Source organism: Serratia symbiotica, from assembly GCF_000821185.2.
Taxonomy (GTDB): domain Bacteria; phylum Pseudomonadota; class Gammaproteobacteria; order Enterobacterales; family Enterobacteriaceae; genus Serratia; species Serratia symbiotica.
On record NZ_CP050855.1, the window covers coordinates 2,000,114 to 2,016,343 of the forward strand.

The following is a 16,230-nucleotide window of genomic DNA, read 5'->3' on the forward strand; positions in this document are numbered from 1 at the left end:
GCGTTCGTTATGCAATCTCTTCGTTTGCCTGCGGTACTGACAGGCAGAAGCCGCGAGTCACAATGGTCAGGTAGATCAACCCTACCACAGCCCACACCAACCCCAGCGTCATTGAGCTGGCTTCCAGATTAATCCAGAGTGTTCCCACGGTCAGCGCTCCCATCACCGGTAGGATCAGATAGTTGAAGGTATCCTTTAGCGTGCGATTCAGCTTGTCACGGATGTAGAACTGCACAATCACCGACAGGTTGACGAAGGTAAAAGCCACCAGTGCACCAAAGTTAATCAGTGCGGTGGCGGTGACCAGATCAAAGGATACCGCCGACAGTGCGATGACACCAACCAACAACACGTTAAACGCCGGGGTACGCCATTTCGGATGCACATAGCCAAAGAAGCGGGTTGGGAACACGCCGTCACGGCCCATGACGTACATCAGACGCGATACGCCAGCGTGCGCCGCCATGCCGGAAGCCAATACGGTCACACTGGAGATCACCAGGATCACCGATTGGAAGAATTTGCCCGCCACATACAGCATGATTTCAGGCTGCGAGGCATCAGGATCTTTAAAGCGCGAAATATCCGGGAAGTACAACTGCACAAAGTAAGACACCACGATGAAAATCAAACCACCAATTAACGCTGTCAGGAAAATAGCTTTCGGGATCACTCTCTCCGCGTCTTTGGTTTCTTCCGACAACGAACTGATGCCGTCAAAACCTAGGAACGAAAAGCACAGAATGGTCGCACCGGTGATCATCGGCACCACATGAGCATTTTCCGACCAAAACGGACGGCTACTGAGTAAAGTACCAGCACCTTCGCCGTGATAAACGCCGTTAATCACCAGGCCGAGGAATACAATCATGATCGCCACCTGCACCACCACAATGATGGTGTTCAAGTTAGCCACCAGCTTAATGCCACGCAGGTTGAAAAAGGTCATCAAGCCGACCAATGCAGCCACGAAGATCCACGATGGCGCACCTGGAAAAATGGCTTCCAGATAAATTTTAGCCAGCAGAATGTTGATCATCGGCATGAACAGGTAGTCCAGCAACGATGACCATCCCACCATAAAACCGACATGCGGGCTGATGGTTTTCTGTGCGTAGGTATAGGCGGAACCGGCTGAAGGGAATTTTCTCACCAGTTTTCCATAGCTCAAGGCGGTGAACAAAATCGCCAGCAACGCGAAAACATATGCGGTCGCAACGTGTCCGTCTGTCAGGCCAGATACGATGCCGAAGGTGTCAAAGATGGTCATTGGTTGCAGATAAGCCAAGCCCATCATCACGACCGGCACTAAAGTCAGGGCTTTACGCAGTTGAGTGCGTTGCGCTGGAGCGGTATTAATGAGGTTATTGGACATTGCACAGCCCCCCTTTACCTTCTGCCTTACGGGGATTAGACACGCTAAGACTTAAGGTTGCAGGGAAGCTTCGCAACGAGCGACTTAATTCAAAAAGAGAAGGGGTAGAAGCCGGATAGCACGTCAAAGAAGTCTTGACTGCGCCATAATCGCTGCGCCCACAGCGGAAACTGGCGGGCACCAATGCTAAAGTGAATAATTGCCCCATCGTTCTTATCCTCATGAGTCACGACCACTAAGAATGTTGTTTGGTCGCGCGCAAAACTATTTATCTATCCGGAACACTTGTCCGGCCTCGCTTAGTGTATGAAACGAACAGTTTGTAAAACGCAGTGCAAAAAAATAACCGACGCGTTAAAACGTCGGCTATCTGCATTCAGAATGTATTTTGCACCAAAATGCCCCCGGATGACAAGCGCAAAATGTTTTCTTCTTACTACAAATTCTTTTGGTGATGGGGCGGAAAATCCGCTAATGGATAAAGGTGGCCAACGAAACCGTCAGGGTATGACAAACCGCAGGAAAACCACTTATGATCCACAGTGGAAACAGCCATAAACCCGCGCCACCTGCGTTCGACAGGTTTTGAGGCCCTACGGCATGAGGTCTTATTGATAAGGCTGCAATGAGAAGTCCACCTACTACGTTAACGTCTCAAACACTAGCACTACTACCTACCCCCGCTATAGTGCGGCGGTCTTGCGCCACGTTTCTATTTAACGTCCATTTTCGGAAAGGTCATTTCACGGTATTTCACGATACGGGTGCCGTGCGTCAGCTTGTAGCCAAACCAGATAATCAGGAACAGGGGGATACCAATATAGGTTGCAGTCACACCATACCAGTCGATCTTGTCTTCCAGGAACGCCTGGTAATTTTGTCCCAGTGTGATGATCAGACACAGCACAAAGGCAAAAATCGGGCCAAGCGGGAAAAATCCGGAACGATAAGGCAGCTCGTTTAAATCACGCCCTTGCAGCATATAGCCCCGACGGAACCGATAGTGGCTGATGGCGATGCCCAGCCAGGCAATAAAGCCGGTCATGCCCGAAGTATTCAGCAGCCACAGATAAACCGACTGATTACCGAACATCGAGCTTAGAAAACACAGACCAGCCACCACCGTGGTAGCGTAGAGCGCGTTACGTGGCACGCCACCCTGAGACAGTTTAGAGAAGATGCGGGGTGCCTTGCCTTCCACCGCCAAGGTAAACAGCATGCGGGTTGAGGCGTACATGCCAGAATTCCCGGCGGACAGCACCGCAGTCAGGATCACTGCATTCATCACTGCTGCCGCCGACAGTAGACCAGCATGTTGGAATACCAGGGTAAACGGACTGACACTGATATCTTTCACATCGTTGCGCAACAAGCTTGGATCGGTATAAGGAATGATCAGGCTAATGATCAAAATGGCAAAGATGTAGAACAACAGGATACGCCAGAACACCTGGCGCACCGCACGTGGGATATTTTTGCTTGGATTTTCCGATTCGCCAGCGGCGATGCCGATCAACTCGGTACCCTGGAACGAGAAGCCGACGATCATCGCTACACCTATCATCGCCGAGAAACCGCCAGCAAAGGGGGCCTCACCTAGCGTCCAGTTCTGCCAGCCGCTATGTTCGCCGCCTTTCAGAATGCCGAAGATCATTAGCATGCCGATGCCAATAAAGATGATAACGGTGGTCACTTTAATCAGTGAGAACCAGTATTCTGCCTCGCCGAAACCTTTGACCGATATGTAGTTCAGCAGGAACATTAGGCCGAGGAATAACGCACTCCAGATCCAACCTGGAGTAGCGGGAAACCAATAGGTCATCACCAACTGCGATGCCACCAAATCAACAGCAATGGTGACTGCCCAGTTGTACCAGTAGTTCCAACCCAGCGCAAAACCAAAGCCTTCTTCAACATATTTGGCACCATAGGTGGCGAATGAACCTGACACCGGCATAAATGCCGCCAGTTCGCCAAGGCTGGTCATCAGGAAGTACACCATCAAGCCGATCAAGGCATAGGACAGCAGCGCCCCGCCAGGGCCAGCCTGAGAAACGGTAGCACCTGAGGCAACAAACAGGCCGGTGCCGATAGAACCACCAATGGCGATCATGGTTAAATGCCGGGCTTTTAGCTCACGACGTAATCTGGGAACTTGATGCCCCATTGTTTTTATATCCTGCTGGGCCATGCTTACCCTTTCTGCTCGTCAAAAATGAGGGCAGATTGTAACAAATACCCACTGACGAACTAGCAACATAGCACTGATATAAGATAGCTTCATAACTCAGCAGTGATTATTAGCAGCCGCCCTACCAGGCTGTGTCCCGTGATTGAACGTGCCAGCGTCGCAGGCGCAAAAGCCCATAATCAAAGCGGAGGGTGGCCCTATATCGAAGCCCGACAACACGGGGTAAGGGCTTTTGGGGCACGCTCCGAAGGGCTAGGCGTACCTACCTGACGAACCACTAATTTAGCACACCAAACCTCACGCCCCGCGCCTTGCTGCGCGTTCAAATGACCACTAGCGGCGCTCATGGACAATGGCCTGGCACAGGCTAAATACGCCGACACAGAATAAAAGGTTACAGCGTGCAATAGCTGAGAAAACGCTCAAGGGCATTGGAGATGTGTTTCTGTCGGTGATGGATCAGGTACAAAGTGCGTATCAGCGGCGGCAATGGCACCTTCAACTCAACCAATGCACCACTAATCAACTGTTCGTCCACCACCCGTCGAGACAGGCAGCTGATGCCGATGCCATGACGCACCGCATGCTTAATTGCCTCCGAGTTGCTAAGCTCCATGACCAGTTGGAATTGTGGCATATGTACCAGCAGCAGTTGCTCCAGCACCTCGCGGGTACCTGAGCCAGGCTCGCGTAAGATCCAAGGCGCATTAGCCAGCGCCTCCAGTGTTAGCGGCAGTTGCGTCAACGGGTCATCCGGCGCGGCGAACACCACCAGTTCATCCTCCAGCCAAGGCTGAGTCACCAGTTCCCGCGTGTGGTAAGGCCCCTCTATCAGCCCCAGATCAACGCGCAAATCTGCTACTGCGGCGATCACATCCTGGCTATTGCTAACATTCAGCTCTAACTGGCTATCTAGGAAACCCTTCCAGTAACGGCCAATCATCTCCGGCAGGATATAATTACCGATGGTGCTGCTGGCAGCGATACGCAACGCCGCAGCACCATGGCAAAATAGCTGCTCAATTTCCCCCACCTGCTCCAGCATCGCCAACGCTTTAGGATACAGCAGACGGCCGTGCTCGTTAATCACCAGCCGCTTGCCAACGCGATCGAACACCTTTACGCCCAACTGTCCTTCTAAATCCGCTAATGCCGCACTGACCGCCGATTGTGACAAAGACAGCACCACTGAAGCCTGCGTGGTCGAACCGCTTTTTAGCACTTCAGTGAAAACTGCAAGTTGACGCAGGGTGATATGCATAGCCGTCTCGGTGTTGCAACGTGACCGATTAGTAAAGCCACTGAAATTATTGAAAAATTTGTAATAACACAAAGATTGTCTTCTATAATATTACCACGTTTACTACATCCAAAATGAAGCTAGCTCACAAAAAAGAGACTCGCAGGGCGGCTTGCCGGCGTGCCACATCTTAATATCGGCCATTAGGCCATCAATACCAGTTATTAAGATAGGTTATAGATATTTAATCTATTTTTATTTTATTTAGCGTAAACGTATTTTAGTAAGTAAACAATTTGATAGAGGACTGATTTCCATGGCGACTGAGACCCTACATGCCTGGTCAAAACGGCGTTCCCCCTTGTCTGGCCTGCTGCTGATCAGCGCACTGACCGCGTTGGCCATCTGGGCTAGCAGTATTCCTTGGTTGGCGGGATTGGGGCTGGGGGCGCTGACGCTGGCGATCCTATTCGGTATTCTGGTCGGCAACACACTCTATCCTTGGCTGCAACCCAGTTGCCACAGTGGAGTCCAGTTGGTCAAGCAATACCTGCTGCGGTTAGGGATCATTCTTTACGGCTTCCGGCTGACCTTTCAGCAGATCGCCGATGTCGGCGCTACTGGCATCAGTATTGACGCGCTAATGCTGACCACCACCTTTCTGTTGGCCTGCTGGCTAGGCAAAAAATTCGGTATTGACAGCCAGACCACCATGTTAATCGGGGCCGGTAGCAGCATCTGCGGCGCTGCGGCAGTGCTGGCTACCGAGCCTCTGCTAAAAGCCGAGGCCAGTAAAGTGGCCGTGGCAGTGTCTACCGTAGTGGTATTCGGCACGCTGGCAATTTTCGCTTACCCATGGCTGTATCAATTGAATGCACATATGCAGTGGCTATCCTTCACCCAGGAAACCTTCGGCATCTACATAGGTTCAACCCTTCACGAAGTGGCGCAGGTGGTAGCCACCGGGCACGCCATCGGGCCGGATGCCGAGAATGCGGCGGTGATCACCAAAATGATCCGCGTGATGATGCTCGCGCCGTTTCTGCTGTTGCTTTCCGGCTATATCCGCCGTGGCAGTAATGCAAATCAGGCAGACAGATCCGCCATCACTATTCCATGGTTTGCCGTGCTGTTTATCGCCGTTGCTGGGCTGAACTCCTGCCAGTTGATCTCTGTCGCACTGGTGCAGCACCTGATTACCATCGACACATGGGTGTTGGCGATGGCCATGTCGGCGCTGGGGCTGACCACCCACATCAGCGCAGTACATCAGGCTGGGATCAAACCGATTTTGCTCGCTACCCTGCTGTTTATCTGGCTGCTGGTCGGCGGTGCTGCGATTAACCAACTGGTACAGCATCCGCATTAATCCCTCTTTACGGCCATTCAATCAGGCTGTTATCAATGCCATAATGGCACCGATAGCACAGGAGAATAAAAATGAAGTTTGTCGGTGCACATGTCAGCGCGTCAGGCGGGGTGGATCAAGCGGTTATCCGCGCGCACGAATTAGAGGCGACCGCATTTGCTCTGTTCACCAAAAACCAACGTCAATGGCGGGCCGCTCCGCTGCCTACCAAGGTGATTGATCAGTTCAAAAACGCCTGCGCCCAGTACGGCTACGGTTCTGGGCAGATCCTGCCGCACGACAGCTATCTGATCAATTTGGGTCACCCGGTGACTGAAGCGCTGGAAAAATCGCGCGACGCCTTTCTCGATGAAATGCAGCGCTGCCAACAATTGGGGTTGACACTGCTCAATTTCCATCCGGGCAGCCACTTACTACAGATCGATGCAGACAAATGTCTGGCACGCATCGCCGAATCAATTAACATCGTGCTGGATAAAACCCAAAGCGTAACGGCGGTGATCGAAAACACTGCCGGCCAAGGCAGCAATTTGGGGTTCAAATTCGAACATCTGGCGGCGATCATCAATGGCGTTGAAGACAAGAGTCGGGTTGGTGTTTGCATCGACACCTGCCACGCTTTTGCCGCCGGTTATGATCTGCGTACCGAAGAGAACTGCGAACAGACCTTTCAACAGTTCGGCGACATCGTCGGTTTCAACTATCTGCGCGGTATGCATTTGAACGACGCCAAAAGCGGGTTCAACAGCCACGTTGACCGCCACCATAGCCTGGGTGCAGGCAACATCGGCAAAACGGTGTTCAGCTACATCATGCGTGATCCACGTTTCGACAACATTCCGTTGATCCTAGAAACAGTGGATCCAGACATCTGGGCGCAAGAAATTGCTTGGCTAAAGGCACAGCAATGAACCAGGCCGAGGCATACCCTTTGCTTAACGGCGGACGGTGACAAGTAAGGCCACCAATCTGGTGTCCCCGGCGAAAACCAGACAAAACGCGCAGCTCATGGCTGCGCGTTTTGGTGATCTCAATGCCTAAGCCACAGTGGCAACTGGCACTTCAGCACGTTTCAGCCAGGCATAAGCCACACCCGCCAACAGTGTACCTGCAGCGATGGCGACCAGATACAACAGCACTGGGGCGATGGCACCGGGGATTAGCAGTACAAACAAACCACCGTGCGGTGCCATCAACTTAGCACCGAACACCATTGACAATCCGCCAGTCAGCGCCCCACCCATGATGCAACAGGGCAATACGCGCATCGGATCGCGGGCGGCGAACGGAATAGCCCCTTCAGAGATAAAGCACAGACCCAGCACCAACGCTGCTTTACCGCCTTCCTGCTCGGACTTGTCGAACTTGCCGCGCGCCAGCAGCGTTGCCAACCCCATCGCCAACGGCGGCACCATGCCGGCGGCCATAACTGCCGCCATAGGCGCATACACCGACGAGCTTAGCAGCGCCACACCGAAGGCGTAGGCGGCCTTGTTTACCGGACCGCCCATGTCAGAGCACATCATTGCGCCGAGGATCGACCCCAGCAGCACGGCATTGGCCGTACCCAGCGACTGTAGCCAGTAAGTCAGGACTTCCATGATTTTGGCTACTGGTGTACCGACCACATAAATCATGATCAGGCCGCAAATCACACTGGCCAACAGCGGAATGATCAATATTGGCTTCAGCGCCTCCATGTTCTGCGGTAGGTGCAGCTTGCTGCTGATCGCTTTGGCGATATAGCCCGCCAGAAAACCAGCAATGATACCACCGAGGAAACCTGCACCGGTACTCACAGCCAACATTCCGCCGATCAAGCCAGGCGTCAGGCCAGGGCGATCAGCGATGGAAAAGGCGATAAAACCGGCCAACACTGGCACCATTAGCGCAAAGGCCGCTCCGCTACCAATTTGCATCAGCGCCGCCGCCAGCGTACCTTTGACTTCAAACGCCTTGATGCCGAACATGAACGACAACGCGATGCACAACCCCCCGCTACCACCATCGGTAGCATATAAGACACGCCGGTCAGCAGATGGCGGTAAGGGCCATTACCCTCTCTCTTTTTAGTTACGCCGCCGCTTTTTTGCGTTTGCGGCTGGAGCACTTCAGCTTCTACTAGCGCCTTATCCAGCTCCTGCGCCGTTTTCTTCAGCGCCAACCCAGTAGAGGTACGGTACACCGGCTTACCAGCAAACTTGCCAAGATCCACTTCAATGTCAGCCGCTACGATCACCAGATCAGCCGCCGCGACTTCTTCCGACGTGATGACACTGCCAGCACCTACGGAACCGCGAGTTTCCACTTTCACCCACCAGCCACGCTTCTTCGCCTCGTTTTCAATGGCTTCCGCCGCCATAAAGGTGTGTGCCACGCCAGTCGGACAAGCGGTGATCGCCACAATGCGTTTTTGACCGGCAGCCTTTACCGGTGCCACTGCAACGGTGGGTGCCTGGTAAACTTTGGCTGCGGTTTTAGCCTGTTCCAAGAGGGCTTGCGGTTCACCCACGGCCTGTTCAAGTTCACCCACATAAACCAATTTGCCGTTCAGCGTGGCGTCAGCCAACGCAGATTGCCCCACCACCACCACCAGTTCGGCATCAGCCAGCGATGCAGCCAGCATCAGGCCAGTTTTGGCCAAGGTGGCTTCGAGCATGCGTTTCGCCAGGTGGCTGCGCGCCTGCCCCAACGAGCTGTCTATCATCAGCAGCGTTTTCATTCTTCCTCCTGCTTTTGATTGAAAGGTTTTAGATCGACACGCGCCATTACCGCAGCCAACTGTGGGCGATCAGTCACGCCAACGTTGCTCTGACTCACTGCCAATGCGGCCACAGCCGTGGCTAGGCGCAAAGTATGTTCGCTGGATTGTCGCATCAGCAGGCCGTAAATCAGGCCACCGACCATCGAATCGCCAGCACCCACGGTACTGACCACCTCACAAGGCGGTGGCTTGGCGATCCAGGCACCGGAGGCGTTGACCCACAACGCCCCCTCAGCACCAAGAGAGATAACCACATGAGCAATACCTTGTTCCCGCAACGCTTGCGCGGCGGCCACCACATCTTCCAATACTGGCAGTGGGCGCCCCGCCCAGATCTCTAGCTCACGGCGATTCGGCTTGACCAGCCATGGCGCAGCTTTCAGCCCAGCGACCAGCGCCTCGCGGCTGCTGTCGAAAATGATGCATGGACACTGCGCACGCAGGCGGATCATCCAATCGGTAAAAGCATCGGGATCGACACCGGCGGGCAGGCTGCCGCTGACCGCCACCATATCAAACTGGCCCAGCCAACTCAGGGAGTCATTTACAAAACGCTCCCAGCCCTGTGGCGTTACCTCAAAACCGGAGAAATTGAAATCAGTGACTTCACCATTTTTCTCGGTCAACTTGACGTTGATGCGAGTGCGACCCGGCACTACCTGGAAACGATTGGCAATGCCCAAATCGCTAAACAGCAACTGGAAGCCATCTTGGTTGTCTTTACCTAAGAAACCACCGACGGTAACGTCGATACCTAAATCCCTCAGTACTTTGGCAACGTTAATGCCTTTACCGGCGGCATGCAGACCAGCGGTTTTTACCCGATTAACTTCCCCGCGTTCGATCTCCGGGCATAAGCCCACCAGATCGTAAGCTGGGTTTAAGGTAATCGTTGCTACTTTTCTGCTCATGCTATGCCCTCGCCCAGTCCTTCAGTAATTGCTGTGCCGATCGCCTGTAGTGCAGCTTGGGCATCCGCTCCATTGGCGGTAAAACGCAGGTGATGCCCTTTCTTCACCCCCAGCGCCACCACCTTTATCAGGCTACGGCCGTTGGCCGGCTTGCCGCTGCCGTCCAAATTGGTGACGGTAATTTCGCTATTAAACTGCTTGATCACGTTAACCAGTGCGGTACCTGGCCGGGCATGCAAGCCATGCTCGTTGCGGATCACGTATTCGGCGCTCAGCGTGGTGCTCTTTCCCGCCAGTAAGGACAGCACAGTAGCAGCATCAGCGTTCAGCAGTTGTTCAGCTTTATTAGCCAGCAGCAAGTCACTGAGGTAATTCAACACCACTAGCGATTGCGTGTCGGCCACAGATAGCGTCAGCAGCAGCGCCACTTTCTCGCCGTGTTCATCGAATATCTGCACCGGGCGGCTAACAGTGGCCGCACTGAACAGAGTGCCCTCGCTGCTATCGCTCAACCAAATCCCCTGCCCTAAATTCAGTGGATTACGGGTGATCACTTCGCTGACAAACTGGGCGTTGACTGCACCGATCTTCTGCAAACGTCCTGCATTCAGCGCCTGCAACGTCATCAAGCTGTCGGCGGCAACATCAAGCGTAATCAGGGAAATGTCGAACCGAAATTCAGCCGCCTGTTTCTCCCCCATCAGTAGGCTACGCAATTCATCTGCCGAAGCCGTTTTCGCTAACTGTTGAGCGACGCTGTCATCGCTCAACACATGGGTCAGTTGACGCAACAGCGCCAAGTGCTCGTCGGAACGAGCGGCGATACCGATCACAACATAAGCCGTCTGGTCTGACCCCCACTCGATACCCTGTGGGAACTGGAACACTTGGACACCAGTGTTCAACACCAAATCGCGGGTGTCAGTGGTGCCGTGCGGTATAGCGATTCCGTTACCCAAATAGGTGGAGGTTTGCAACTCACGTTGCAACATGCCATCCACGTAAGCAGCGCTGACGCAACCGGCCTCGGTAAGCGCGGCAGCCACCTGGCGGATAGCACTCTGTTTGTCGGCGGCGGCAACGCCCAAGTGAATGTCTTGTTGTGACAACTGGAACATGACTTTCCTCTCTTGCTGAATTGAATCGTTTCAGTTTTATTGCGAAAAAAAATTGTTATCTGCGAGAATATGGCGGGCGATAACACCGAAACGTTTCAAACAGTGTGTAAGCACTACAAATTAGAAGCAACTTTTCTTCATTTTTCCGCCCTAGATTTTTGAGCTTACGCACACTTTTGCCAAAGAGTCACTGTACCGAAGGCAAAATGATAGACGGTGCTGAAACGGTGCTGACGAAAAAAATATCAATCGGAGTCGGCCAGATATCCACGCAAGGCGATCTCTGTTTGCTCGTCAGGATGCGGCGATCTGATACCTCCGCCACCAGCATAATCCAGCTTTCTCCCTAATTTTTATATCCCGTACTATAAATGTGCACTCAATAGCGATAGAACACTGGCTCGCACCACAATTAAGATGCGCGAAACAAACCTGTTCCCTCCTTCTTTACATACGTCATACGCGACTGTACCATTACACTAGTACAAGAAAGTTTATCCTATCAGGAGCAAAAATGTCCACGGACTCCCTTCAGAAGCTGCCCCGTCCTTCCATACTCGGAGGCACGATGATCATTTCTGGCACCGCCGTGGGTGCCGGCATGTTCTCCCTCCCGATCGTGACTTCCGGCGTCTGGTTCAGCGGATCTGTGGCACTGCTGGTTTATACCTGGGCTTGCATGCTGATTTCTGGACTGATGATCCTCGAGGCCATGATGCACTATCCGAGTGGTGTCAACTTCCACACCAGTGTGAAAGATCTGCTGGGCAAGGGCTGGAATGCCATCAACGGCATCTCGATTGCGTTTGTGCTTTATATCCTCACCTATGCCTATATCTCCGCTGGCGGCTCGATTATCGAGCATACACTGGAAGGCATCGTCAGCATCAGCCAGACCACTGCTGGGCTGTTATTCGCCCTCTTGGCAGCGTTTATTGTCTGGCTATCCACCCAGGCGGTCGATCGACTGAGCACCATTCTGATCGGCGGGATGGTGCTTACCTTTATCATGTCGGTGAGCGACATGTTCACTCACGTACAGCCAGCGGTGCTATTCAACCGCAGCGACGATAACGCCAGCTATCTGCCTTACGCGCTGGCGACACTGCCGTATCTGCTGACCTCGTTTGGCTATCACGGCAACATTCCTGGGCTGGTGAAGTATTACCGCAAGGACAGCGGTGCCGTAGTACGCAGCCTGGTGTTCGGTACTCTGCTGGCGCTGGCGATCTACATCCTGTGGCAGTATGTGATTCAAGGCAATATCGTGCGTGACGCTTTTAAACAGATCATTGCCCAAGGCGGCAACATCGCTAGCCTGCTCAAGCAGATGAGCAATGTGTCCAGCAGCTTGGCTGTCAGCCAGTTGCTGAACACCTTCTCTTATATGGCGCTGGCCAGTTCATTTCTGGGAGTGTCGCTAGGCTTATTCGATTATCTGGCGGACTTCTTTACATTAAGCGACGACGCAGCCGGGCGCACCAAAACCGTGCTGGTGACCTTTGTGCCACCGACATTGGCCGCGCTGCTATTCCCCAACGGTTTCCTGTACGCCATCGGTTTTGCCGGGCTGGCGGCCACCCTCTGGGCAGTGATCGTGCCGGCGCTGATGGCGCGTGCCAGCCGCCGCCGCTTCCCACAGGCCAGCTATCGCGCACCGGGCGGCAACGCCATGATCCTGTTCATCATCTTGTTCGGACTGATCAATGCTGCCGCCCATGTACTATCGTTGCTCGACCTGCTGCCGGTATTCAAATAAATAGCGCCTGATGGGGAACAGCACACCCACCCGCCCCATTTTCCCTTTTTCTCGCACTGTTTACGCCGGACTCTTGCTTGAAATCGGTCACGCGAGTAACGTGTCGCAACCTCTCAAATACTCATTATCGCGGATGACTTTATATGGCAAGAGCTAACGAAATTAAGCGCGGCATGGCGATCAACTACCACGGTAAACTGTTGCTGGTGAAAGATATCGATGTGCAAAGCCCCAGCGCACGCGGTGCCAGTACCTTATACAAAATGCGTTTTTCCGATGTGCGCACCGGGCTGAAAGTGGAAGAACGCTTCAAAGGCGATGACATTTTAGACACCATCAGTCTGTCACGCCACAAGGTGAACTTCTCTTATATCGATGGTGAAGAATACGTGTTTATGGATGACGAGGATTACACCCCGTACATCTTCAGGAAAGATCAGATCGAAGACGAACTGCTATTCATCCCACAGGCTGGCCTACCAGGCATGCAGGTACTGATGCTAGAAGGCCAGATACTGGCGTTGGAGTTGCCGCAAAGCGTGGATATGGAAATTGTCGAAACCGCGCCAGGCATTAAAGGTGCTTCCGCCAGCGCCCGCAACAAGCCAGCCACCATGGCGACTGGCCTAACCATCCAGGTGCCGGAATATCTCAGCGCTGGCGACAAGATCCGCATCCATATTGCTGAACGCCGCTATATGAGCCGGGCTGAGTAACCTATCTTGCTGACCACTCTCCCCCCCGATGGATCTTGATTTTTCATACACCGAGATGCTTACACTCCCCCGACCACAACAGCGTTCATCTATCATTGCGCGTATTAGGCGGTGAAAACTGTGTTCATTACAATTGGCATCGAAAGTTGCCATGCCTGCACAACACATCGACACGGCTGGACAAAATCAACGATAAATGACCGACATCACCGCTAGTTTTTTCTTTTTATCCAACCACTTCGTCTCGGTGGTGCCAAGATTTAGCGGAAGCTCATTACGTGTAGCCCCAAAATTTTTCAAGGTTTGCTGGGCCTGATAGTGCTTACCGTTGCGGTAGCATTGCGTATTCGCTTTGGAATCAGCAATATTTACCGTGCACGGACTTTCTACGATAGAACCGACAAAGCGAATAACCCCGCCGATAACTCCTGCCTGACTTACTGCCGTCCATGAAAACAACATTCCTACGATCACAAGCAATTGGAAGATATTCATGGCCACCTCTTTTATCGTTATGGCTCTTCAACCATAAAGGATCTAGATAGGAATAATCGTAAAGAAAGGGACTCTATATATAGGTTAATCAGGGAATAGGGAAAAGTAAAAGCAAGATACTGGCGAACTTTACCTATGGCTAGCATCGGGTTTTAGCTAAGGATCCTCTCGCTTTCATAGGTAGACATAGCCGGTTGGAAAGCACATTCTAGACCTGGCTGGCACACCAGCACTTACTCAATCAGCAGACATCAGGCTGTGTTTGGTGATTGATCGTAGCGGCATCGCAGGCCCAAAAGCCCGTAATCTATGGCGATGGGGGCAAGCGCCTATGTTCAAGCCTGACGGGCTTTTGGGGCGCTGTCCGAAGGGCTGGGGCCATTTAAGTAACGAACCACTTATTTTCACGCCCCGTTCAAATGCCCCCAGCAGCGTTCGTGGGCAATAGCCGGACACAGACTAGTACAAGGCTGCACATTTATTATTGATCAGGTAAACTTTTACAATCAGGGGGAATCGATGACTAGAACCAGTCTGATTATCGGCTTCTTCGGTAGCGGTAAAACCACCACCCTGCGCCATTTACTGGCACAAAAACCTGAGCATCAACGTTGGGCGGTATTGGTGAATGAGCTGGCATCAACGGCGCGCTGCTAGCAGACAGCAGCGCAGTGCTGGAGGAGATCCCCGGTGGCTGCATGTGTTGTGTAAATGGCCTACCCATGCAGCTCGGGCTAAATATGCTGTTGCAAGCCAAACCCGACCGCTTACTGATCGAACCCACCGAGCTAGGCCATCCGAAGCAGATCCTCGCGTTGCTCACCCAAGACAGTTACGCTAGCTGGATCGATTTACAGGCCAATCACTGCATAGAAACCCGCCAGGTGGCACCGCTCAGCAGCCGGATTGAGCTGATCCATTGCGAAAATGCCGACTGGAACGCTCTGCAATCTGGATTGTTTAAAATTTGATTAAGTTAATGTCTGTACCCCTCAATTTCAGGCTCTGCCGTATAGTCAGTTGAAAACCGCTGAGTTTTTCATCGCTTAGTTTTATACTGCTGACAGATTATGTTATGACGCATCACACGCAGCTTACCTTTCATCATGTTGCTACAATTACTAGGTATCAGGCGGTTACTGTGCTGGTTACTGCCAACTAACCTTGTTTACTGCTTTACCCTTAACTCGGCAATTTTCTTCTTACCTAACCGTCATTTGGCGACCAATCCGGCATTTCTGTAACTAGCCGCCATCACCAACAATCACGCATTCGATGCTATTCATATGCTATACATGTGGTTATTTTAGCTGCACTGCTTGCTATTTGAAGCAGGATTCGACTGGTCATAGCCGTAGGTTATCAGAATGCCCCCCCGCCAAACGTTTATTTCCCCGTCAGCAGGCTGACCTTCCGTTACCTGATTCACATCAAGCCAGTAAAACGGGCATTCAGCATTTTTTATATGAATATTTACATTAAATTACCTCACAACCTTATATAAAAAAGGGGCAAAGCTCGCAATACACGACTTGTTCCGCTAATCTCAGCTATGCTTGTGCTGGTCTACTTAAACTCAGCATTAAATTAAATCCGCTGAAATATGCCTATCCGCACGTTTCAGCGGTAACTGAGCAAACGTTGATGAGTTTCGTTTAGTATTGCAACTTTCGTCATTAAGGACTTCAAAGGAAAACAATACCGATGGTTAAATCTCAATCTTTTCTGAGATATTTGTTGTGGCAATTTCCTGCAACAGCCACAGCGGTAATGCTTTGCGCATGTAGCACCATTCACACGTCGAACTTGACTAACGTACAAACCGCGATGCATGCAGTAAACGATCAGGACAGCCTTTTTTTGCAAGCCTCTCAGAGTGAATTTGAAGCCATGGTTCGTAATGTTGATGTTAAATCAAAAATTATGGATCAGTATGTAGACTGGAAAGGCGTTCGCTACCGTTTAGGTGGTGAGACCAAACGCGGCATAGATTGCTCGGCGTTTGTACAGCGCACCTTCCGCGAACAGTTTGGCATGGAACTACCGCGTTCGACCTATGGACAGGCAGACGTTGGCAAGAAAATTCAGCGCACCAAACTGCGTCCAGGCGATCTGGTGCTGTTCCGCGCCGGTTCTACTGGGCACCACGTCGGCATCTATTTGGGTAATGATCAGTTTGTGCATGCCTCAAGCAGTAACGGCGTAATGATCTCGACGCTCACTGATAATTATTGGAACAAACGTTTTCATCAAGCCCGCCGGGTTCTCACCCGTAGCTGACTGCGTATTCCG

The 16,230-nt window shown here is 52.3% G+C and carries 11 protein-coding genes and 2 pseudogenes; 6 read left to right on the forward strand and 7 right to left on the reverse strand.

Features of this window, described 5'->3' with window-relative positions; all coding sequences use genetic code 11:
• Window positions 1-7: 7 nt before the first annotated feature.
• From SYMBAF_RS10060 to yieE, 3 genes are all read right to left on the reverse strand, one after another.
• Entirely contained in the window at window positions 8-1,375 is a 1,368-nt protein-coding gene (locus SYMBAF_RS10060) for an APC family permease (protein WP_040265399.1), read from the reverse strand.
• Between the two features lie 712 nt (window positions 1,376-2,087).
• Window positions 2,088-3,566: an amino acid permease gene (locus tag SYMBAF_RS10065; protein ID WP_040265398.1), complete on the reverse strand. Its 1,479-nt coding sequence runs from the start codon at window positions 3,564-3,566 to the stop codon at window positions 2,088-2,090.
• A 394-nt stretch (window positions 3,567-3,960) separates the two neighbouring features.
• Window positions 3,961-4,827 (reverse strand): DNA-binding transcriptional regulator YeiE, encoded by an 867-nt coding sequence (yieE, locus tag SYMBAF_RS10070; protein WP_040265396.1) that lies wholly within the window; start codon window positions 4,825-4,827, stop codon window positions 3,961-3,963.
• 295 nt (window positions 4,828-5,122) lie between these two features.
• On the opposite strand from yieE, the gene SYMBAF_RS10075 reads away from it, so the two are divergent.
• Window positions 5,123-6,175 (forward strand): YeiH family putative sulfate export transporter, encoded by a 1,053-nt coding sequence (locus SYMBAF_RS10075; RefSeq protein WP_040265395.1) that lies wholly within the window; start codon window positions 5,123-5,125, stop codon window positions 6,173-6,175.
• Window positions 6,176-6,246: 71 nt separating this feature from the next.
• The gene (nfo, locus tag SYMBAF_RS10080; RefSeq protein WP_040265393.1) at window positions 6,247-7,086 is read left to right on the forward strand and encodes a deoxyribonuclease IV; all 840 of its coding nucleotides are present in this window, start codon (window positions 6,247-6,249) and stop codon (window positions 7,084-7,086) included.
• A 126-nt stretch (window positions 7,087-7,212) separates the two neighbouring features.
• Here nfo and fruA read toward each other — a convergent pair.
• The 3 genes and pseudogenes from fruA to fruB all read right to left on the reverse strand — a co-directional run bounded on the left by fruA (window position 7,213) and on the right by fruB (window position 10,968).
• A pseudogene (gene fruA / locus SYMBAF_RS10085) lies at window positions 7,213-8,897 on the reverse strand (PTS fructose transporter subunit IIBC).
• Window positions 8,894-9,850 carry a 1-phosphofructokinase gene (gene fruK / locus SYMBAF_RS10090; protein ID WP_040265389.1) on the reverse strand — a complete coding sequence of 319 codons (957 nt, stop codon included), beginning with the start codon at window positions 9,848-9,850 and terminating at the stop codon, window positions 8,894-8,896. The pseudogene fruA and the gene fruK overlap by 4 nt, the downstream one beginning before the upstream one ends.
• A complete protein-coding gene (fruB, locus tag SYMBAF_RS10095) occupies window positions 9,847-10,968 on the reverse strand; it encodes a fused PTS fructose transporter subunit IIA/HPr protein (RefSeq protein ID WP_040265387.1) in 1,122 nt (373 codons plus the stop codon). Before fruB ends, fruK begins: the two co-directional genes overlap by 4 nt.
• 514 nt (window positions 10,969-11,482) lie before the next feature.
• On the opposite strand from fruB, the gene mtr reads away from it, so the two are divergent.
• A complete protein-coding gene (gene mtr / locus SYMBAF_RS10100; RefSeq protein WP_040265385.1) occupies window positions 11,483-12,727 on the forward strand; it encodes a tryptophan permease in 1,245 nt (414 codons plus the stop codon).
• Between the two features lie 143 nt (window positions 12,728-12,870).
• Complete coding sequence (gene yeiP, locus SYMBAF_RS10105; protein ID WP_040265382.1) at window positions 12,871-13,443, forward strand: elongation factor P-like protein YeiP; 573 nt, start codon at window positions 12,871-12,873, stop codon at window positions 13,441-13,443.
• Between the two features lie 186 nt (window positions 13,444-13,629).
• Here yeiP and SYMBAF_RS10110 read toward each other — a convergent pair whose 3' ends face one another.
• Window positions 13,630-13,938 carry a type 1 fimbrial protein gene (locus SYMBAF_RS10110; RefSeq protein ID WP_040265381.1) on the reverse strand — a complete coding sequence of 103 codons (309 nt, stop codon included), beginning with the start codon at window positions 13,936-13,938 and terminating at the stop codon, window positions 13,630-13,632.
• 519 nt (window positions 13,939-14,457) lie between these two features.
• Between SYMBAF_RS10110 and SYMBAF_RS17760 the strand changes: the two are divergent.
• A pseudogene (locus SYMBAF_RS17760) lies at window positions 14,458-14,828 on the forward strand (CobW family GTP-binding protein); the annotation flags it as partial.
• Window positions 14,829-15,642: 814 nt separating this feature from the next.
• On the forward strand, window positions 15,643-16,218 hold the full coding sequence (gene mepS / locus SYMBAF_RS10125; protein ID WP_040265379.1) for a bifunctional murein DD-endopeptidase/murein LD-carboxypeptidase: 576 nt from the start codon (window positions 15,643-15,645) through the stop codon (window positions 16,216-16,218).
• The last annotated feature ends 12 nt before the right edge of the window (window positions 16,219-16,230 follow it).

Bases quoted from the DNA above. Each gene is read 5' to 3' on its own strand.
- mtr (WP_040265385.1), top strand. From the start codon at position 11,483: ATGTCCACGGACTCCCTTCAGAAGCTGCCCCGTCCTTCCATACTCGGA.
- SYMBAF_RS10060 (WP_040265399.1), bottom strand. From the start codon at position 1,375: ATGTCCAATAACCTCATTAATACCGCTCCAGCGCAACGCACTCAACTG.
- SYMBAF_RS10075 (WP_040265395.1), top strand. From the start codon at position 5,123: ATGGCGACTGAGACCCTACATGCCTGGTCAAAACGGCGTTCCCCCTTG.
- fruB (WP_040265387.1), bottom strand. From the start codon at position 10,968: ATGTTCCAGTTGTCACAACAAGACATTCACTTGGGCGTTGCCGCCGCC.
- mepS (WP_040265379.1), top strand. From the start codon at position 15,643: ATGGTTAAATCTCAATCTTTTCTGAGATATTTGTTGTGGCAATTTCCT.
- nfo (WP_040265393.1), top strand. From the start codon at position 6,247: ATGAAGTTTGTCGGTGCACATGTCAGCGCGTCAGGCGGGGTGGATCAA.
- fruK (WP_040265389.1), bottom strand. From the start codon at position 9,850: ATGAGCAGAAAAGTAGCAACGATTACCTTAAACCCAGCTTACGATCTG.
- SYMBAF_RS10065 (WP_040265398.1), bottom strand. From the start codon at position 3,566: ATGGCCCAGCAGGATATAAAAACAATGGGGCATCAAGTTCCCAGATTA.
- yeiP (WP_040265382.1), top strand. From the start codon at position 12,871: ATGGCAAGAGCTAACGAAATTAAGCGCGGCATGGCGATCAACTACCAC.
- SYMBAF_RS10110 (WP_040265381.1), bottom strand. From the start codon at position 13,938: ATGAATATCTTCCAATTGCTTGTGATCGTAGGAATGTTGTTTTCATGG.
- yieE (WP_040265396.1), bottom strand. From the start codon at position 4,827: ATGCATATCACCCTGCGTCAACTTGCAGTTTTCACTGAAGTGCTAAAA.